Source organism: Spiroplasma endosymbiont of Clivina fossor, assembly GCF_964031115.1.
GTDB lineage: Bacteria > Bacillota_I > Bacilli_A > Mycoplasmatales > Nriv7 > Nriv7.
The window spans coordinates 585,337-606,032 of the sequence record NZ_OZ035006.1 but is presented as its reverse complement, the minus strand read 5'-3'; the positions used below and the strand labels follow the sequence as shown (position 1 = coordinate 606,032).

General features: G+C 26.6%; 18 protein-coding genes and 1 pseudogene. 12 read left to right on the top strand and 7 right to left on the bottom strand.

Annotation, left to right across the window (positions count from 1 at the left end):
• Positions 1-29: 29 nt before the first annotated feature.
• A pseudogene (locus tag AAHM82_RS03745) lies at positions 30-3,725 on the bottom strand (DNA-directed RNA polymerase subunit beta); the annotation flags it as partial.
• 616 nt (positions 3,726-4,341) lie between these two features.
• Complete coding sequence (locus AAHM82_RS03740; protein ID WP_342264561.1) at positions 4,342-5,097, bottom strand: hypothetical protein; 756 nt, start codon at positions 5,095-5,097, stop codon at positions 4,342-4,344.
• Between the two features lie 74 nt (positions 5,098-5,171).
• Here AAHM82_RS03740 and AAHM82_RS03735 point away from each other — a divergent pair, with 74 nt between their 5' ends.
• A complete protein-coding gene (locus tag AAHM82_RS03735; protein WP_342264560.1) occupies positions 5,172-6,854 on the top strand; it encodes a hypothetical protein in 1,683 nt (560 codons plus the stop codon).
• On the opposite strand, the gene AAHM82_RS03730 is transcribed toward AAHM82_RS03735, so the two are convergent.
• Together AAHM82_RS03730 and AAHM82_RS03725 are read right to left on the bottom strand one after the other, a co-directional pair.
• The gene (locus tag AAHM82_RS03730) at positions 6,851-7,300 is read right to left on the bottom strand and encodes a hypothetical protein (protein WP_342264559.1); all 450 of its coding nucleotides are present in this window, start codon (positions 7,298-7,300) and stop codon (positions 6,851-6,853) included. The genes AAHM82_RS03735 and AAHM82_RS03730 overlap by 4 nt on opposite strands.
• A 31-nt stretch (positions 7,301-7,331) precedes the next feature.
• Complete coding sequence (locus AAHM82_RS03725) at positions 7,332-7,844, bottom strand: Panacea domain-containing protein (protein ID WP_342264558.1); 513 nt, start codon at positions 7,842-7,844, stop codon at positions 7,332-7,334.
• Positions 7,845-8,724: 880 nt separating this feature from the next.
• Here AAHM82_RS03725 and AAHM82_RS03720 point away from each other — a divergent pair.
• The 8 genes from AAHM82_RS03720 (at position 8,725) to AAHM82_RS03685 (ending at position 11,929) form a co-directional block, all read left to right on the top strand.
• Complete coding sequence (locus tag AAHM82_RS03720; protein ID WP_342263463.1) at positions 8,725-9,051, top strand: hypothetical protein; 327 nt, start codon at positions 8,725-8,727, stop codon at positions 9,049-9,051.
• A 2-nt stretch (positions 9,052-9,053) separates the two neighbouring features.
• Positions 9,054-9,275: a hypothetical protein gene (locus tag AAHM82_RS03715; protein ID WP_342263464.1), complete on the top strand. Its 222-nt coding sequence runs from the start codon at positions 9,054-9,056 to the stop codon at positions 9,273-9,275.
• Positions 9,276-9,439: 164 nt separating this feature from the next.
• On the top strand, positions 9,440-9,670 hold the full coding sequence (locus AAHM82_RS03710; RefSeq protein WP_342263465.1) for a hypothetical protein: 231 nt from the start codon (positions 9,440-9,442) through the stop codon (positions 9,668-9,670).
• A gap of 78 nt (positions 9,671-9,748) precedes the next feature.
• Positions 9,749-10,081, top strand: a complete 333-nt coding sequence (locus tag AAHM82_RS03705; protein ID WP_342263466.1) for a hypothetical protein — start codon at positions 9,749-9,751, stop codon at positions 10,079-10,081.
• Positions 10,082-10,105: 24 nt separating this feature from the next.
• A complete protein-coding gene (locus AAHM82_RS03700; RefSeq protein WP_342223784.1) occupies positions 10,106-11,092 on the top strand; it encodes a hypothetical protein in 987 nt (328 codons plus the stop codon).
• A gap of 3 nt (positions 11,093-11,095) precedes the next feature.
• Positions 11,096-11,416, top strand: coding sequence for a hypothetical protein (locus tag AAHM82_RS03695; RefSeq protein WP_342263467.1), 321 nt, complete (start codon positions 11,096-11,098; stop codon positions 11,414-11,416).
• 2 nt (positions 11,417-11,418) lie between these two features.
• Positions 11,419-11,667: a hypothetical protein gene (locus AAHM82_RS03690; RefSeq protein ID WP_338968164.1), complete on the top strand. Its 249-nt coding sequence runs from the start codon at positions 11,419-11,421 to the stop codon at positions 11,665-11,667.
• 22 nt (positions 11,668-11,689) lie between these two features.
• Positions 11,690-11,929: a hypothetical protein gene (locus tag AAHM82_RS03685; protein ID WP_342263468.1), complete on the top strand. Its 240-nt coding sequence runs from the start codon at positions 11,690-11,692 to the stop codon at positions 11,927-11,929.
• A gap of 144 nt (positions 11,930-12,073) precedes the next feature.
• Here the strand turns inward: AAHM82_RS03685 and AAHM82_RS13130 are convergent, their stop codons facing one another.
• Both AAHM82_RS13130 and AAHM82_RS13125 read right to left on the bottom strand, forming a co-directional pair.
• The gene (locus AAHM82_RS13130) at positions 12,074-12,466 is read right to left on the bottom strand and encodes a transposase family protein (protein ID WP_342264845.1); all 393 of its coding nucleotides are present in this window, start codon (positions 12,464-12,466) and stop codon (positions 12,074-12,076) included.
• Positions 12,463-12,915, bottom strand: coding sequence for a helix-turn-helix domain-containing protein (locus AAHM82_RS13125; protein ID WP_425288968.1), 453 nt, complete (start codon positions 12,913-12,915; stop codon positions 12,463-12,465). The genes AAHM82_RS13130 and AAHM82_RS13125 overlap by 4 nt, the downstream gene beginning before the upstream one ends.
• Positions 12,916-12,980: 65 nt before the next feature.
• Here AAHM82_RS13125 and AAHM82_RS03675 point away from each other — a divergent pair, with 65 nt between their 5' ends.
• The 3 genes from AAHM82_RS03675 to AAHM82_RS03665 all read left to right on the top strand — a co-directional run bounded on the left by AAHM82_RS03675 (position 12,981) and on the right by AAHM82_RS03665 (position 15,840).
• Positions 12,981-13,154 carry a hypothetical protein gene (locus AAHM82_RS03675; protein WP_342263469.1) on the top strand — a complete coding sequence of 58 codons (174 nt, stop codon included), beginning with the start codon at positions 12,981-12,983 and terminating at the stop codon, positions 13,152-13,154.
• A gap of 265 nt (positions 13,155-13,419) precedes the next feature.
• The gene (locus AAHM82_RS03670) at positions 13,420-15,297 is read left to right on the top strand and encodes a hypothetical protein (protein WP_342263470.1); all 1,878 of its coding nucleotides are present in this window, start codon (positions 13,420-13,422) and stop codon (positions 15,295-15,297) included.
• Between the two features lie 54 nt (positions 15,298-15,351).
• Entirely contained in the window at positions 15,352-15,840 is a 489-nt protein-coding gene (locus AAHM82_RS03665; RefSeq protein ID WP_342263349.1) for a hypothetical protein, read from the top strand.
• A gap of 252 nt (positions 15,841-16,092) precedes the next feature.
• Here the strand turns inward: AAHM82_RS03665 and AAHM82_RS03660 are convergent, their stop codons facing one another.
• Positions 16,093-20,685, bottom strand: coding sequence for an ankyrin repeat domain-containing protein (locus AAHM82_RS03660; RefSeq protein WP_342264557.1), 4,593 nt, complete (start codon positions 20,683-20,685; stop codon positions 16,093-16,095).
• Positions 20,686-20,696: the final 11 nt, after the last annotated feature.

Sequence of the window (20,696 nt, the reverse complement as noted above, 5' to 3'; positions counted from 1 at the left end):
TCATTTCTTCCTCTCTAAAATTTACTTTCTTCATCTTCTTCATAATTTAACATCTTATGTTCTTTACCATCTCTAGTTTTTAAAACAACATTGATTGATAAACCTTGTAATTCTTTAATTAAAACATTAAATGACTCAGGAATTCCTGATAATGGCAATTTTTCACCCTTAGCAATTTTAGTATATAACTTCGTTCTTCCAATAATATCATCAGATTTAATTGTTAAGATTTCTCTTAAAGTATGAGCCGCCCCATAAGCTTCCAAAGCTCATACTTCCATTTCTCCAAATCTTTGTCCACCATTTTGTGCTTTTCCACCTAATGGTTGTTGAGTGATTAAAGAATATGGTCCAACATTCCGAGCATGAATTTTATCTTCCACCATATGTGATAGTTTTAACATATACATTACACCAACAGATATTTTATTACCAAATGTTTCACCTGTTTGACCATCAATTAAAGTTTCTTTTCCAAAATTATCCATCTTAGCTTCTGCCATAATAGCAATTAATTCTTCATTACTTACACCTTCAAAAACTGGAGTAGCTACTTTCAACCCTAACTTTTTAGCAGCCATTCCCAAATGTAATTCTAATACTTGACCAATATTCATTCGTGATGGAACTCCTAACGGATTTAACATAATATCTACGGGTGTTCCATCAACAAGATGAGGCATATCTTCAATCGGTAAAACTTTAGAAATAACACCCTTATTACCGTGTCTTCCCGCCATTTTATCCCCTTCTTGAATTTTTCGTTTTTGAACAACATAGATTTTAACAATTTCTAATACCGAAACTGGTAAATCATGCCCATCTTTACGAGAAAATCTTTTCACAGCTTGAATAATTCCCGCACCACCATTTGGAACAATTAAAGAATTATCTTTAACATTACGAGATTTTTCACCAAAAATAGCTTGCAATAATTTATCTTCTGCTGACAATTGGGTTTGTCCTTTAGGGGTTACTTTCCCAACAAGGATATCACCTTCTTTAACTTCCGCACCAACCATTACAATGCCATCAACATCTAAATAACGACGCATACTATCTGGAATATTGGGAATTTCACGAGTTATTTCTTCTTCACCTTGTTTTGTTTGGCGACGTTCAATAGTATATTCTTCAATATGAATTGATGTAAAAACATCATCATATACTAAGCGTTCACTAATAATAATCGCATCTTCATAGTTATAACCATTTCAAGTTGTAAATGCCACCATAACATTTTGACCTAACGCTAATTCACCTTTTTCCATTGAAGCACCATCAGCTAAAATTTGTCCTTTGCTAACAGTATCACCAAGTTTTACCAATGGAGAATGAATTAAAGCTGTACCACTATTACTGCGATCAAAACTATTTAATTCATACACTTTAACGCGGTCTTTATGTTTAACGGTAATTTTTTTGCTATCAACATAATCAACAATTCCATCATCTAAAGAAATAATTGCTAATCCCGAATCTCTAGCAGCTGCATGTTCCACACCTGTACCTACTAACGGTGATTGTGGTTTAATTAAAGGAATTGCTTGGCGTTGCATATTAGCACCCATCAAAGCACGGTTAGCATCATCATTTTCTAAAAAAGGAATACAAGATGTCGCAATGGAAACAATTTGTCGTGGTGAAACATCAATATAATCAACTTCATTGTTAGTAGCAATAATATTTTCACCACTAAAACGAGCAACCACTTGTTTTTCAATAATCTTTCCTTGATCATCAATCGCAATATTTGCTTGACTAATAACATAATTTTTTTCTTGATCAGCCGTTAAATAATGATTAACTTCAGATACAACCCCATTATTTACTTTCCGATATGGTGTTTCAATAAAACCATATTTATTAATATGAGCATAAGTTGATAAATTATTAATTAAACCAATATTTGGTCCTTCAGGAGTTTCAATCGGACAAATTCTACCATAATGCGAGTAATGCACATCCCGAACTTCTAAACCGGCTCGTTCACGAGATAATCCCCCCGGACCTAAAGCAGTAATTCTTCTTTTATTAGTTAATTCTGATAACGGATTAGTTTGATCCATAAACTGTGATAACTGTGATAAGTTAAAAAACTCACCAATAACAGCTGTTAAGGGTTTATTATTAATAATATTTGATGGCTTAATAACAGAACTATCAGCAGTTGACATCTTTTCTTTAACATTTTTTTCAATTCTTGCCATCCCAATCCGAAATTGATTTTGTAATAACTCACCAACTGTTCGCACACGACGATTACCTAAATGATCAATATCATCAATATTTCCTAAACTTTTAGTAATATTTAATAAATATGAAAAAGAAGCAATAATATCGGGAATCGTAATATGTTCTGTTTTATTACTTGGATCAACACCTAAAATTGCAATACTATCATCAGGATTAATCATTTCATTATTAGCATAAACTAAAACTCTTTGAATTTTATTATGACTTTTAATATCCGGATGAAAATTAATTTCTTGCAACATTGCCCCAGCATTTAAAATCGTATGCAACAATTCTAAATCTTTTTTAGTAATTAAATATCCCTTTTTAAAAACAACATTACCTTTAATATCTTTAATATCTTCAGCCAAAAGCCGATTTAATAACCGATCAACAATTGATAGCTTTTGAATCAATTTAAATCGGCCGGCTTTAGTTAAGTTATATTTTCTTTTATCAAATAATAATCCAAAAAGAAACTTACTAGCACCATCAACAGTCGCTGTTTCCCCTGATCGAATTTTTTTATAAATTTCTTGAACCGCAAATTCTCAACTGTCTTTTTCTAAACCACTAATATAATCACTTTCATAAGTGTCAAATAATAACTGATCATCATTATACAATGCTAATAAATCATCTTTTTTTAAACCTAATGCTGTAAACAAAACAGTAGCATTAGTTTTTCGTGACTTATCAATTTTTACTTGAAAAATATGTTTATATAAATTATTTTGTTTAGTTTTAACCTTTTTAATATGACTTTCAAACTCTAATCATGTCCCCCGCGAAGGGATAATATCATTAAAATAAATAATTTTTCCTGTTTTCGGATCAATATTTTTTTTGTAATAACTTCCTGGTGACCTTACTAATTGAGAAACAACAACCTTTTCACTACCATTAATAATGAAAGTCCCTTTATCAGTCATTAACGGAAAATCACCTAAAAAAACTTCACCAGCTCTTCAAAGGGTATAATCAACTAACATTTCTTCTTCATCTTGCTTTTTAATAATAATTTCAACAGCAATTTTATCTTCAGCATTAATATCTTCAAAATAAAAAACATTATCATCTTGTTTTGATAATACTGGATTTTTAAAGCCAAATTCTTCTCTTACTCGTAATAACATTGCTTGATCTGGCGTTTTAGCAATTTGACTATTAATTCTTTCATCATCTTTAATAACAGTTAGTTGCAATTTAGCATAAATTGGTACTTCATAAATCTTTGATTCTTCTTGTGCTTGTTTTAAGTTGCGTCGTGGTTTTTTTACTTCTCAACTTAATAATGATAATGTTGTCTTCCCTTCAGGGTCAGTTATTGGAAATATTTCATCAAAAACCTCCTGAATGCCATCTTTCATAAATCATTGATAATTATCAGTTTGTACTTCAATCAAATTGGGTAATTCTAATTTCCCTGAAACCTTGGAATAATCTCTTCTTTGAACATAATCTCCAAAATGCTTCATCTTAAATGCCATTAACAAATCCCCCTTGTTTTTCATAACTAAAACTATATAATTTTATACTAATTATACTTTTAAATCAATACATACTTTGATATGGTTTGTAAATCACACACAGTTATTAGACTATGCTTCTCTTAATTGATTTAATAATACCATATTTTGTATTATTAAAATTAAAAAAATTAATTTTATTCACAATAAAAAATATTTAATTCAAAATTAACCAAATTAAAACATTTTTCACGAGTTTCTATTATTTTTTAAATAATTATTTTGCAATAATAAATTTATTTAAAGTTTCAAATGGAGTTTTGTAATTCAAGCTTTTATGTTTTCGTTTGAAATTATAAAATGTGTACCACTCATTCAAATTGAATTTGTAATTGTTTAACATCAAATTTTATTTCAAAACCACATTTTTTAAACCAAAATAAACTATTATAATTACGGTGAAACCGTTCAATCTTTCCGTTGCTCTGAGGAGAACGGATTGGTGTGGTTTCATGGATAATTCCATTTTTTGAAAGAAAGGTTGTAAAAGGTCTTTCTTTTACTTTGTATGCTTTTTTATTACTTCAATTAGTAGTAGTGAATTCCGGAGCATTATCAGTGCGAATGCGTTTAATTGTTATGTGCCAAGTTCGCCAAAATCTTTCATTGCTCTTTGCATGGCATTAATGGCATTATTGGTTCCTAAACTATCATACACATATCCAAAAGCAATTCTTGTTATTTCGTCAATGAAATCATAAACATATAATCTATGCTTAGCAATAGGAAAATTTTTATCAGTAAACACTTTAGCATCCATTTGCAGTAGTCCAATATCTGAAACTTCGTAGCGCTTAAAATGGCGTTTTGCTTTTTTCATTTGCGTTTTTATTTCTCCATAGCGTTTGTCTTGTTTAATTCAACGATAAAAAGTATTAATTGATTTGGGGACATTATTTGTATCGATATCATGCACATTTTTTTGATGAATATTATGATAAAGCGATAATACACCGCCCGCACCTACAAATTTGTAATCAAAGTAATAATCACAAATTTGTTTTCTGGTTTCTAATGAAAATTGATATTTAATATTTTTTGGTGTTGTTGATTTGAATTGCAATTCATAAAAGTTGTCTTGATAATAACCATTAATAATTTTTTTAGCTCAAATATAAAATGTCATTTTACTACCACGAAAATATTTTTTAATCAATTTATTTACAGATATGTTATCTGTATTATTCATATATAAGTTGGTACATAAATTGAGATATTTACTTACTCATTTTTTTACTTTATGATAATATTTTTCATGATAAATCGTAGTCATTCAAGATTGTAATTTAGCTTTTAAATCTGCTAAATCATTTTTAGGCACAATATACTTCATTTTCTATTTCCTTTTTTATTTTTTCTATATCAAACACATAAAACAGTTAATATCCATAGATAATAATTAGTATAATGAAAAAAATAACTAATTACTCACAATTAAATAAAAAATATGACTTAAATTTTAGTGACAATAACTTTGGTTTTACTTGAGAAATTTTTAAGGAGCTAGTTGGCGATGATTGGGCAGAATATTTTACAACTAGATGTTTTTATAGATTTGTACCTACCGCTAGAATGACCTTTAAAACTTGAAACTGTTTAGCTTGGGATTTATGAATTTGTTGTAACTTTACAGATACATCCGCTCAAGAAGTGCGACGCTATGAAAATACACATCCTGAAACAACAATTGCTGATTTACATAATTTATGTCAATATTTAGAAGAAAAATATGGCGTTCAAATTGGACCTGAGCACTCTAAGGCGACTGGGATAGTTTGAAAATTGAATAAAGAGGGCGGAGAAATAATTTTTCCTTCCAATCAACGAATAACTTTTATTGGTTATGCCAACGGTAATAGAATTTTTGGAACAGCTGTAAAAGGTTCTAGTTTTTTGTGTTCACGAACTGACGAAATAATTATGGCAGAAGAAAAAGAAACTTTGACTGATAAACAACTAATTTATAGATATGAGCGTTTACAAATGTCAATGTTTCGTAGCAATCGGATTAAAATTTCTGACAAACCCATAAAAGAACTTTCTTGAACCTTTGTTGATAAAATGACAGGACAACAAGAAACTCGCTACTTATGAAAAAGTTTTTTTGTCGCGTTCACTTGCAATCCCTATGATAAATATCACCCATTTTATGAAAAATACTGTACGCCATTTTTACCATTAAACGACAAGATAATGAATTTATTAAAAGAAACTGGTAAAGTCTGATACGAAAATGAAAAAGAATTTGAGGGTTTAGGAATTTTTGTTTTAAGACTAACATTAGACTCCACTTGAAATAAATTGCCAGAAATTTCAAGAAAAAAAGTAAACCAACTTAAAAAAGATAACCCCGATGAATATGCTATTGTAAAATATGATTTTGAGTACTCAGACAGTGATAGTACTATCTTTCCGTTTCGAAAACATTTAAAATATACACAAAAATACGATTTAAAAGATTTTTATGTTGCCACTATTGATATGTATAAATTTGATTTTTATAGTATCGGGGTTGATTGAGCAACTGGGCCAATCGATCATACTGTGCTAAAATTTTGGGGATTTCAAGAATATAAAAAAACTGAACTTTACGATCCATATTTAATATGTGAAATTGTTGTAACCCCCGAAGATAATTTTTCTGAAAATGAAAAAATTAGTTATTTTATAGAAGAAATCATGACTTTAAGAGCAAATTTTTATAATTTTGATCATGTTATTTTTAATTATGATGATAAAGCAAAAACCGCTATGGAATGAATTAAAACAAAATTAATCGAAGATTATAGTTTTAACATTCGTACCAGCACAGCCATTAAGCACACAACACCATTAACCAAAGAAGCCGGTTTAACAGACCGCGTTATTTGAATGCGTAATTTGTTTGGATTTGGTAATTGTCATATAAATTTACAGAATAATCCTTTTACTGCCAAATGCTACGAAGAATTACGATATGATGAAAAACGCACTAATGTTCCTGACCCAAAAATGTATCTCGATCCTTATGATGCAGACTTTTATGCGTTATATGCTGTAAGACAGTTTATTCGTGGAAAACAAAATAAAAATTTATTTTATATAATTTAATTATAATTTTTTAAGTCTTCAAGTAAAAAAGTCTTGTAACGGAAATTTTTATTTTCTTCAACATTTTTAAAACAATTCGTAACATGTTTTTTAAATGCCTTATGCTCCATATCCAAAATGAGGTGCGATTTAAATGGGCAATATTTACAATTATATTTTAAAGAACACTTTAAAATATAATTGTTTAAACTATTTTTATCAAATTCTAACTTTATTAATGTGTTTCCGCTTAGCATGCTATCATTTTTCAAGCACGGGAAATCCTTTTTAAAAATAGGAATACAATTAAAAGGTGCTACTGTTTTTATTTTTTTATAAAATACTATTTTTGAAAGTAAACAAAAACTATTGTTATTTATATAACAAATTAAAATATGAGGATGCTTTTTATTATCTTTACTATCCATTGGTAAAACCAAATTAAAAATTGAACCCAACTTAAACATATTAATTATTTTAATCTTTCTAAATATAAATCTACAAATACAACTCAGAAAAATGATCTATTGCAATCTTATATTCTTTTTTATAAAAATCAATATAATTTCTAACATCCATTTTACCGTCGTCAATATTTTTTTCACTTTTTTGAAATGCTTCCTTTCAGCATTGATCATAATGTGTTATTTCAAATAGTTCATCAGGGTTTGCGTCTTCAAAAAATAAATAAATATTATCAATAAAACTTTTAATTTCTTTACTTAAATTAATTTCGCTTTTTGTATTAAAAATTAAAGGTTTATTATGTTGTTTGCGAATACTTATAATAACAGGTCCATTATTATAAGCTACTTCTTCGTTTACACTAAATAAAGGTTTATTCTTAATTAATAAATGAAAAACTTGTGCTAAATGAAGCAATTTATGAAGCATAAATTCCCCCTTATACATTTTTAAGTCATTTTTTTTAAAAAGTTGTTTTGAGTTAAATAAAGCTGGATTTTTATGAATTAAATATTTTGCCATATCCATAACATTATTATTTTCCATGATTAAGACACCCCCTATCAATTATTAACTTAATTTATACACTATTTTTTAAAAAAACTCTGGGGGCAATCAGTTATCTATAAATATAACATATTTTATAAGGATGCTTTTTATTTATTATTTTTACTATCCATTGGTAAAACCAAATTAAAAATCCAACCTCGCGTAAACATATTTAATTATTTTAATCTTTAACCAATAATTTAGAAATTGCTTTCATAAACTTATTTTTCTTATTTAACTCTACACCACATTTAATCATTTCATCACTGTAACTAATTGTTTTTCTTTTCATTTTAATTTCCCTCCTTAAACTTAATTCACAATTATTATAACTTAATTTATACACTATTTTTTAAAAAGTAAGACTCGGACGCATAAAGTTTTGTTAGGTGGGAAAAGATTTGAATAAGTATTAAGACAGTCAGCAATGATTGTCTTTTTATTTTATAAGATGTTAAAAATTTGTTCTTTGAAAATTAAATACAAGTGAATTAATAATGTTGGTATGTATTAAAGCACGATAAATTGTGGGTGGTCGCCATAACCAAAAGAAGTTTACCAGTTAATAGATAACATCCTATTAACTATAGCAATTTGTTTCGTTTTGCAATAAAAAAATGAATGGGTGGATTTCCTAAAAATATACACGCTATTAAATTAGTTCCAAGGGTAGGATGCGGATGTTAAAGTGTAAAAATTTCTATATAGGGGTATGCTAAGTTTAAAATTATTAAAATCTTTATCTAATTAAAAAACAAAATTCAGTAACAAAGTTTGTTAAACACTTAAATCTGCGATATATAAGTGTTTAAAAAACTAAGTTAACTAACAACTTAGTTAATATAACTTAGTTTATTTATAAGAGAGGTAATTTATTATGAAAAACATTGAAAACATTTTCTTAAATACTAAGAAATATCTCTTAAAAGAAACACAAAACGCAATGCTTATTAAAGCCCCAAAAATTCCGTGATTTAGTGAACAAATCGGTATTTGGTTTCCAAAGCGATTTGTTTATAAAGGAAAATATGAAAATTCAATTTGCATCGGAATAATAAAAGATAGTAAATATCAAGTAATTTCAATTAATCAACAAGAGCAAGAAACCAAGTTAATTAAAGGCCAAGAATTATTAGGCTTCTTCATTGCCGAAAAAGAAAACAACAAAAAAGATATAAATTATAACTATTTTAAAGGAGTTTAAAAATGAATATTGCGATTGGAATAATATTTATTATCATTTGCATAATGCTATTGGCATATTTTGCTTATAAAATTTATGCCAAAATAAAAATGCGAATTAAATATAAAAATGCCATTAAAAGTAATACTGGTAATTTTACAAAAGACGAAAAAGTATTTATTGCTCGCTTTGAAGAATGAGTTAAAGCTCCTAATTCAAAAAACAATAACGCGGATAAAAAATAATGTTTTGAAAAATTATCATGGAATTCTTAGAACTGTTTGTTCCGATAGAAAAAATGCCTGCACAAGTTGCGTTTATTGCCGGATTAATTATTATCATTACTTTTCTTTTCGCCTTAATTTCAATTATGTATTTACCAATAAAAATGATTTTTGGGAGATAAAAAATGACAATAAACTTAAAAGAATTTAATTGAGAACAAATTAAACAAACTTTCTGAGATTTATTTATTCAAATTACAACTATTCCAGCTCATATTACTGGTGGTAAAGAAATTAATTTAACTGAAGAGCCACTTTGACTTTTAATAGCAAACATTGCTTTTTGATTCTTGACAGCAGTTATGGTGTGATTTATTCTAATGCTACTTTGAAAAACCATATCAGTATTTAGATAGAAGCAAAAGTAATGTCGCGAAGCTAAATTGTGATGCATTCACAAAGAAATTCAAAATTAATTAGGAAAAAACACAATCGTGTTAAGGTTAATCGTGGTTTTAACAAATTTAAGAAAAACTTTGAATATAAATGATGAATGTTTTAAAAAGAAAGGGGGTGATTATATGTTTGGAATTTTCTTGGCCGATGCACCAGCAACAGTAGAAAAAATAACAGCTAGTGACGCGATGACTAAATTGTGAAATGCAATTATAACAGCGTTTACTAAAATGTGAGAAATTATTGCTGTTAATATGCCACAAGTCGGTAACTTCTTTGCTGACTACTGAATATTCATTTTTCCATTTATTTTGGCAATATTCTTTATTTGCTTTAAAATGTTTGAAAAATTACTTGGAGCTGTACGCTAACAAAAAAATAAAGTGAGGTGCAAGATGAAATTTTGCAAATGAATAATAGAAAAAAATAACCATTTTATTGAATTAAATCGCACCTCATTTTTAATTTTATGACATTGCGGAGCAATTTGATATATTTACAACGGTTATTTTAAAAACATTGTGAGCTATTTATTTTTAGCGGGTTGTATTTTAATTTTCCTTTTTAAAATTGGTAATTTAACACAAATTAACAAAGTTATTAATTTCTTAAAAAATTCACCATTAAATATTGTGATAGGTTCATTGGGAACTGGAAAAACCGCTTTTCTAGTATACGCATCAAAATTACTAAAAAAGAAGAAATATCACATCGCCTCAACCTTTCCATTACTAGAAACTCAAAAATTAAGTTTAGGACATATGGGATTATTAGACTTTGATTATCCGGTATTGCCAGACAAAACCTTACTTTTGTGAGATGAAACCAATTTATTTTTAGAAGGAACTGATTGAGAAAAAAATAATACCAAAAATGAAGAAACCGGTATTCAAGAATATTTCGCTCTGGCACGGCATTTCGGTCATATTGTGCTTGCTAGCGGTCAAAGAGATAAACATATTTGAGTTAAAGTTCGTGATATTGCCAATAATGTGATTGTGGGCATTCGTAAAAAACCCGTTAATATTTTTCGACCCTACTTAAAAGTCATCTATGGCACCTTTACTAGCATTGAAGAATATGAACGCTGACGAAACACCTTAATTGATGCTAAAAATAGTAAAAAGGGTCGTCGCATTAAATACCGGGATATTCCTGAACTTGATATTTATTTTTTTAAACTAAAAATTCCCCTACCAATACTTAATACTTACAATTCTTTTTACCTAGCATTTTTAAGAGATTACTTAAATTCAAAAGTAAATCCTGATTATGAAGATAAATACTATACTGATACGGCAATTGATTTAGAAGACTTAGAATACTTAAAAATGGATAAATTTAGCAAATTTTTAAGAAAAATGAAAGAAAAGGAACAATAAAAAATGGAAAATCTCGCAAAAATGGCCGACTTTCTTGCCCAAATGCTTTATAAAGTTTTTGATTTAATTTGAAGTCTTGAAGTGCCGGGAACAAAAATTCAACTAATATTTCCCTTATTCTTAACGCTTGCTGTAGAATTTCTTATGGCAATTATTCTTGGTTTTGGCAGTCAACAAGTTAATTTAGAAAAGCAACGCCAATATGCCGTTAAAAATAGTGGTCGTTTAAGTGCGTGAGGAAAAGTTAAAAAACAAATAAAACCAATAAATCCAAATAAAATTAATTGAAAACAAAGAAATAAAAAAATAAAACAAGGTAACTAACGATGTTTAAACTAATTATTATTTTTATCTTAATAACTGTTCTTGGATTATTAGCTGGTAGTCATTTTGAAACTTTAACGAACTATATTAGCGAAGGCCTTGCCAATTTTAAAAAGTTTATTACTAGCAATTTAACAATTTTAGAACTGTTTAAACCAATGGCACGAACATTTTCACAACATCCAATCTTTACCATTCTTGGCGTTACTTGTGTACTTATTGCCTTATTTATTGTGATTAAAGGACGATAAAAAATATGAAAGAAGAATTAAAATGAAAAAACTTTTAGTAAAATTATTTAAAAAAGATAATTCAAAAGAAAAAGCGCTGTTAAAATTAAGAATTAAAAATTCTTTTAAAAAGCAATGGTTAAAAATAGCATTAAGTATCATTTTCATCTTTATAAGCTTATTAATTTGTGCATTAACAGCAATCGATACTAAATGAATAACCGGAACAAGTAACGAATTTAATAATTTTATGAATAGACTTCTTGCAAAATTAATATGATAATTATAATTTTTAAATTTAAAATAAATATAAAAGTGTTATTAAAATAATTTTTAGATTATTTTTACAAATATTTTGTCATTAAAACATAATAAAAATTATTATTTACAATAAAAAAAGACTGAAATTTTAAATTATCAAATATATTTAAACTAATAGTTGTAAATTATAAATTGAAGCTATTAAATTAAATCTTAAAGCAAATCTTTTTCTACGATTTCGATATTTTTCACTAATAATTTTAAATTTTTTAAGTATAGCAAAAACATTTTCAATAACAATTCTCATTTTTGAAATTCGCTCATTATTTTGCTTTTCTTCTTTATTTAAAGGGTTTTTCTTTGATTTTCTTTTAGGAATTAAAACATTATGATTAATTTTTTGTATGCCTTGATAACCTAAATCCACTAAAACAGTTGTTTCTGGTAAAAATTTAATTTTTGAATCTTTTAAAATTTTAAAGTCATGGTTTTTACCATAAGAAAAATCAGAACTAATAATTTTTTTACTATCTTTTTCAATTATAACTTGTGTTTTTATTGTGTGTTTTTTCTTTTTTCCTGAGTAGTGCTGTTTTTGTCTTTTTTTGGGCGTTGGATTTGGCTTTCAGTTACATCAATTATAACAGTCTTATCTTTGAAATAATCTTTTAATAGTGATTTTTGACCAGTAAGTTGTTGAAAATTAGGGTGTTTTATTAAAGTGTCTTCAATTCATTTGATATTTCTATAACAACTACTTTCACTAATATCATAACTTTTTGCAATATGAAAATAAGTTCTATATTCTCTTCAATATTCTAAAGTCATTAAAATACGATTTTCTAATGATAATTTATTGGTTCTTCCGCGACGAAATCTCTTTTTTAATTCTTCTATTTTTAAAATTTCTAGCATTTTATTAAAAGTAGTATGTTTAATACCAGTTAATCTTAAAAAATTTTTATCACTTATTTGATTATTTTTTTTTAAATTTCATTTAAATTCCACCTTTTTATTAAAAACAACAATTCAATTATATTTTAAATTAATTTTGCAAGAAGTCTAATGAAGAGATGGTTAAATTCTTTGGAAAGTTCAATAGTGGTATTATGCTGGCAGGAATATTTGTTTTTTGATGAGGCGGAGCAATATATTTTGCAATTAAATTTGAAAAATTAATCCGCTTTATTGTTCAGAAAATTAGAGCAAAAAGAGTCTTGAAAAATGAAATCAAACAAACTCATTAATTCTTTAAAAAAATATTGATGAATAATACTTAATTACATTATATTCATATCTTTAAGTATAGTTTTATTGTTACATACAGATATTGAAAATTTGCAACAATTTATTAAAAATTTTGGAGCAATTGGTAAGTTAATGATTATAGGTTATTCATTAGTGTGAGTAACCACAACAGAAATAGTAAACTGCTTAATTCGTTTTATATTAAAAAAGATTAAAACTAAAAGAATAATGAAAAATAAAATATTTTAAAAAGGAGTGATAAAAATGTTTATGAAAATATTTACCGTGCTAATTATTAGTTTCAATAACATTTTTACCATTTCCCAAAACATTAACAATGCCAAAACAACAACACAATCACTAATTAGAAGTAAAAGGCAAAATAATGAATCATACGAATTAAACTTAAAAAAATCAAAATTAACACTTAAATCATCAAAAAATGACAACAGCAAGTGAAATCAAAAATGAGAAATAAAAGTTAATGTAGAAAATGAATTTATGCCCAAAAACTTGCCTCCGCGAATGAAACTTAATGATTGAGAATTTTATGTTGATAAAAATGACAAGATTACACTACCAATATTAAAATCATTAGAATATGATTTAAATTGAGAAAAAAACAGTGAACCAAGATATTGAGAAAATAAAGATTTATTATCATATCAAAATAAAAAATTAAAAAACATAAAAATGAAAGTACAAGAATGAGATAAAAATGAAAGATATGCCAAATGAAAAATATTAGAATTTGACGCACAATCAGAAATTAAACCCTCGACTGATATTGATTTACCAGAAAAAACCACCAAATTTGATGGCAACCATAACTATAACGATGTTGTTGATAATCTTGATTACTTAATGATTCACCGTGGTGATTTTGATAAATTTAATTACTCGTATCTCTATTGAACGCCCGTATTTAATTTCATTGACACCCTAGAAAAAGGTTATTACAAAGAATTTACGATTAAAAATCACGGCTTTAAAGACGAGAGCTATTTTTATCATAAAACTTCTAGTGATAAAAATGTAGTAAATGAGAATGTTTTGAAAATTAAGGCATTTAACAAAACTCTAATTGCTGGAAATAAGTATTTACAATTGCTACACGGTGAAAATGAAATCTGAAAATATGGCACTACGAATTCTAACGATTATTACCTAATTAAATATCTTTTTGGTACCCTAAATTACCTCAATGTTAGATTTAGTTTTCTACGCTATGACCCCGATTTAAAAAATGATATTTACCTTTATTTTAAAAACAACATTCCTAGTATCAACAATAGCGATTACAAAAATGTTTTTAACGAAATCTATGAAATTCTTGGCAATTTCTTTGCTAGTTTATTTTATGCGACTTTTGATATGGACGAAAAAACTCATACCGAAATTGATTTTAAGGGTGTAGAAAACTATAAGAAGGATTACTTTATTCAAATCGGTTTCTTTTATCGTTCATTAATTACCTTTTATCCCAAAAAATACTTAGTAAATATTATAGGAAACTCAGAATTATTACTAAGAAGTTATTTCTTTACTTTTGACAAAAAAATGCACCAAGATAATTACAATGCTATTAACAACACCAATAGTATTTATCAAATTGATTTTAATGTCCTTAAATCTTATGATAATAAACTCATTGCCTTGCCAACCAACAAAACCGCTAACAGTATTAATTATCTAAATACCGATATTGATATTCGTTATGGTATTAACATTTTTACCTTAACTTTTCCACTTTATCACAAAGGGAATATCTCCAACTACAATTTTAAAATTTATGACTTTAATGTATTAAATTCAACAGCCTTTATCCCTGATGGCTCAAATAACAGTGAATGAGACGATTTAATTCCACCAGCAAATTGCAAATATTCTGGACGATGAATACCAACCTTTAATGATATTGGTTGTGCCATTCAAAATGCTAGTATCAAAATGATAAACTGAATACTCACAGCTTCACAAATCATCACGATTTTGCGACCGTTAGCAATTATTGCAAAAGCAACAGTTAACTTTTCAACCGCCATTTTTCCAGTTTTTAAAACGGTACCAGCTTTTTACTATACCTTTCAATTTTTAATCGGTTTTGCCATTTTTCTAATGATATTAAGAATTTTTGTATAATTATATATATATATATATATATACTTGAAAAAACAAAATGAAGGAGTTAAATTTATGAAAATTTTAAATATAATAGCTCTTTTGGGGATGACAACATTGCCAATAGTTGGGTGTTCTAAAAAAGAAAATAAACCAATATTACAAATTAAGAATGAGTCATACGAATTAAACTTAAAAAAATCAAAATTAACACTTAAATCATCAAAAGATGACAACAGCAAGTGAAATCAAAAATGAGAAATAAAAGTTAATGTAGAAAATGAATTTATGCCCAAAAACTTGCCTCCGCGAATGAAACTTAATGATTGAGAATTTTATGTTGATAAAAATGACAAGATTACACTACCAATATTAAAATCATTAGAATATGATTTAAATTGAGAAAAAAACAGTGAACCAAGATATTGAGAAAATAAAGATTTTTTATCATATCAAAATAAAAAATTAAAAAACATAAAAATGAAAATACAAGAATGAGATAAAAATGAAAGATATGCCAAATGAAAAATATTAGAATTTAAAACTGAATTTAAAAATAATTAAACTGTTAAAATCGCTACCCCAAAATGTAGCTTTATATGACGATACTGCTCTTAAACAATTTTTTCATTTTTTCTATTTTGACAAAATAAAAAAGCAGTATTTAAGTTTAAATACTGCTTTAGTAAAAATATTTTTAATCTTAATTTAAATTAGATAATTAACAAATATATTAAAATTAAAATTTGAAGTCAGGTTATTTCTGCATAACACATATAAGAAATATTTTAATTTTTTAATTAATAATGTTAAATTTTATTCTACTCCTAGTCAATCGCCTTCAGTGTTGGTTATAATGACAAAACCATCATTTTCATTATCTAATATTTCAAAATAACCATTTATTTGTTCGAAATGAAGTACTATTACTTTTACAAAAGTGTTGAAATCTTCATTTGTGACACTTCCGCCTCAACCAGAATGGTCATTTATAACAAATTTATTTTTAATAATTTTTATAATGTTTGCTGGTGAATTTTTATTTTGTTTGATTTCATTTCATGTGTTTTTGTTAATTTTAATTTTTAATTTATCATGGGCTAGAAATTTATATCATTTTTCAATGTTATCATAAACATTATGATGAATTGAAGTTGGCAACGCAATATCAGATGTTGCATGATGATGAAAAGCAAAATATATTCATGTTCCTGCAATTGCTAATCCTCCGATTACTAAGGATAGCCCTAGAGTTTCCGGAGCCAGAGCGGCAGCGGTACCAGTTTCTACAGCTATAACTCCACCTTCAACTGCTGCTGTTTCGGCCACAGTAATTGTTTCTGCAGCGGCTAAGCTTTCTGTTGTACTTGTTGATAAGAGTGGGGTCATTTCGATTGCTTCTGCATTTGTGGCACCAGTAGTAGCAGTACCACTAACAGTCATTTTTGTTCCATAAGCTGTTAATGTGCCCCCACTTAAAGCTGCTAATCCAGTATTTGTTAATTTTTCTTTAAAAGCTTTTTTATCATTTTCAGATAATGTTTGATAATAACGATTAATTTCATTTAATTTTTTTAATTTTTCTTCTTTTGAAAGAGCGTTGTATTGATTTATTGCCTTAGCGGTTGTTGTTTGTAAATTTTCCATATTTGTATTGATGGGTTGATTTCCTGCCGGGGCATTTTGTTTTATTTCGTCTTTATTGTTTTTAATTAAGTTAATTTCTAAATTTTCATCATTTTTTAAACTATCATCTTCTGTTTTTTTATCCACAAAATGATATTTATCTTTTTGTAATGATGTTATTGTTGGTTCTGGTACATTGGCAATATTATTGCCTTGATGAGCATCATCGTCCTCGTTATTGTTAGTCGGAATGGCGCGGTGTTGAGCATGATCATCAACCGGTAATTTAATTGGTTTTACCTCTGGTTTTGGGGTGGTTGTTGGGAAATTATCTGGTCTCTTGGTTATATCAATTACCGGGACATTTTCCTGATTGTCATTAATAGCAATAGGCTGATTTGGCCGATCTTCTTCTGGTGTTAAAGCAAAATTATAATGATTGTGAATACCCGAACCTTTTTCAAGCTCAACATAAGATATCGCGATGTTATTATTATTTGAATTTTGATTAACTGGTTGATAAGAGCCATTATTATTTACACTAATATTAGCATTTAAAAGATTGCTCATTGCTATTATTTCTGGTGTTCCCCCTCATGTTGAAGATTGTCGCATTATTTCTAAGTAATTAGTATCAATATCATTATTATCTTGAATAAGACTTCTAAATGTTAATTCGCCATTGCGATTTGGAATTGTCTCTAAATTTGATTGTATATAATCAACAACGCGATTACGAAAGAAATTTATAACTAGATTATTTGCTGTTTGATCTTGATATCATAATTGATTTAGATTTCTATTATTTTCTAAATCATGTTGTTGTAGTAATTTTTGAATATATAATAAATATTTTAAATTTTCTTCACCAAATAATTGGATAAATCGGTTTCTAAATTCTTCATTATTATTTCTCGCTGGCAATAAGTAAGATGTTGATACCGACCAAAACAAACAACTATTATCTGCTGGCACATCATACAAATTATTGTGATTTGTTGGCTCATCTGAATTATTTTGTTGTATGCGGTTACTAGCTTGTGTTTGACTTCCGTCAGCATTTGTATTACTGTTATCGGATTGTTTTAAAGTTACTGTACTTCCTTTAGGCCGTGTTCCCTGTTTTTTAGATTCATCTTCTGTAATTATTTTTTGTGCATCATTTGGTTTTCTTGCTTTTTTAGCAAGTGTAAATATAACTTTGACTGCACCATCAGAATATACACTTTGATCAATTGATTCAATAGTTGCCGCAGTATCAGTAATGCTATTTTTTTGTACTTTAACTTGATCAATATCTAAGCCAAAATTTAATTCTCTAACACGATTTAAAATTGTCTGTTCTTGCTTATCTGATATTTCTTCTAACTTAGTTTGTCTAATAACATCTGACAATTCAATTTTTAATAATTTTTTTAATTCTTTTTTAGTTTCTTCTAAAATTTTTATATTTTGTTGTTGTTCGTCTTGATTTTTTTGTAAAATTTTATTAAGTTTTTTTATATTTTCGTTTAATTTTTTGTGTTTTTTCAAAAGATTTATTATTTCTTTATGATCATTTTCTTCTGCTAAATCTAAAGAATCATTTCCCTCATCATCTTGATAATTAAGATTAGCATTATTGGACAACAATAATTTTACTATTATCAAGTGACCATTTTTGCATGCATAATGCAAAGCAGTTAGACCCCATTTATTTGAAAGATTGACATCAATATCAGAATGTTTTAACAATTCTTTTACAACATTTATTTCACCATTTCGCGCCGCTACAATTAAAGCGCTATCGCCATGATCATCTTTTTTATTAACATCAATTTTATGGTTTTTTAACAATAGTTTAACAACTTTATGGTGCCCGTAAAATGATGATATCTGTAATGGAGTATCACCCAAATTATTTGGAAGGTTGATATCAATTTTGTTTTTACTATTTTTATTTGTTAATAATTCTTGAACAACTTCTGTCTTATCACTTTGTGCTGCAAAGTATAAAGGAGTAAGTCCTTTTTTTTCTTGTATATTGGGATTAGCGCCTCTTTCTAATAACAATTTAACAAGCTCTAACTGACCATTTCGTGCTGCAATATGTAAATAAGTGTTGTTTACTAATGGGTCTTGAAAATTTACATTAGCTCCATGATCAAATAAAATATTAATTATTTCTCAATTATTGTTATTTATTGCGTTAATTATTGACATACTAACTTTTTTTTCTTGAAGATTTACATCGGCACCATTTTCTAATAAAAATTTAATAAAATCTATCGCGTCTTTATTTATCGCTAAAAGCAAAGGTGTATTATTATTTATATCAGAACTATTTATTATTTTTTTATCTGGATTTAACTTAATCAATAATTTAGCAAGTTCGAAATTATTTTGAATAATAAAAATATATAAAATATTATTATCACTATTAGAATTTAATGAAAAAAAATCATCAGTTTTTAAATCAGTTTTTAAATCAAATTCTTTTTCAAAGTATAAATTTATAGATTTTAAATCTTGTTTTCATCTTGTCATTCCTACGATATATTGTAAACACGCATTCTTTATTTCTGTAAAATTTTGATTTTCATTAAATGCTTTTTGTATTTTTTTTGATATATTATCAATATTATTTTCTGCTTTTAAGATGTTGTTAATATCAACTTTATTTTTATCGATAAAATTAATTATTTTTTTTGCTTTAGTTAATTCATTTCAAATTTTTATTCTAAATTTATTGAATTGTTCTGAATATTTTTTTCAATCACCTCTTAATTGTGATGTATAATCTTCTCAATTTATTGTTTGATTATTAAATATTTTTTCTTGAATATCTTTTAATATATTTTTACTCTCAGATATGATTTTTTTTAATTCATCAATATTTTTAATATTTGCAAAAATTTCTAAAGTCTTTTTATCACATTGAAACCTCATGGCTTCACTTGTAATAAAAATCATTCTTACTAAATCATCTTTTATTTTTTGATTTTCTTGTTTATTATTATCATAATCTGCTAAATTTGAAATTGCACCTTTTAAAGTTTCGTTAGAAATATTAATATTTTTTCCTTTATCTGGTTTTCCATTTTCTTTTATTACAACATTTAAGCCCTCGCTTGTATACGCTCCTGTATAATTTAAATTAATCTTTTGACAACTATATTTCTTAATTACTGATTTATTTAAATCTTTAATTTTTTCTTCATCATTTTTTAAATTTTCACCTTGTAAATTACTAAGTTTTTTATTCAAAGAATTCAATTCGTTATTATAATTTAATTTTTTAATATTTTTTTCTTTTTCTTTAAGAGGAATTAATTTATTTTTTTGTTGCAAATATTCTTTTACTTTTTCTTCATTAAATAAAAGTTTGTTTTCTTTTAAATTATTTAATTTTTCCTTTAAATTATTAAGTTTTTTGATTTCTTCTTGATTATGTTGTTTTATTTTTTCTAAAAGTTCATCATCAAAATAAAAATACTTATTTTGATTATTAATAAATCCTAGTAAATAAAGATTATTTAAATTAATTACTAATTTTATATTTTTATTATTACTATTTTTTAATGTTAATATCAATATTTTTTCTTTGTTATTTTGTTGTTCTTTAATTCAATTAGCTATTTTGGGCTCTAATTCTTCTAATTTATAAATAATTGTTTTATTATCAAGTTCTTTGCTTATAAGTCCACCCATATTGATACTTCTTAATGGATCAAGATATTTTTCATCAATAAGTTCCTGTAACATTTTTTGAATATTGTAAGAATAATTTTCGAGCCTGTCCAAAATTCTGTGTC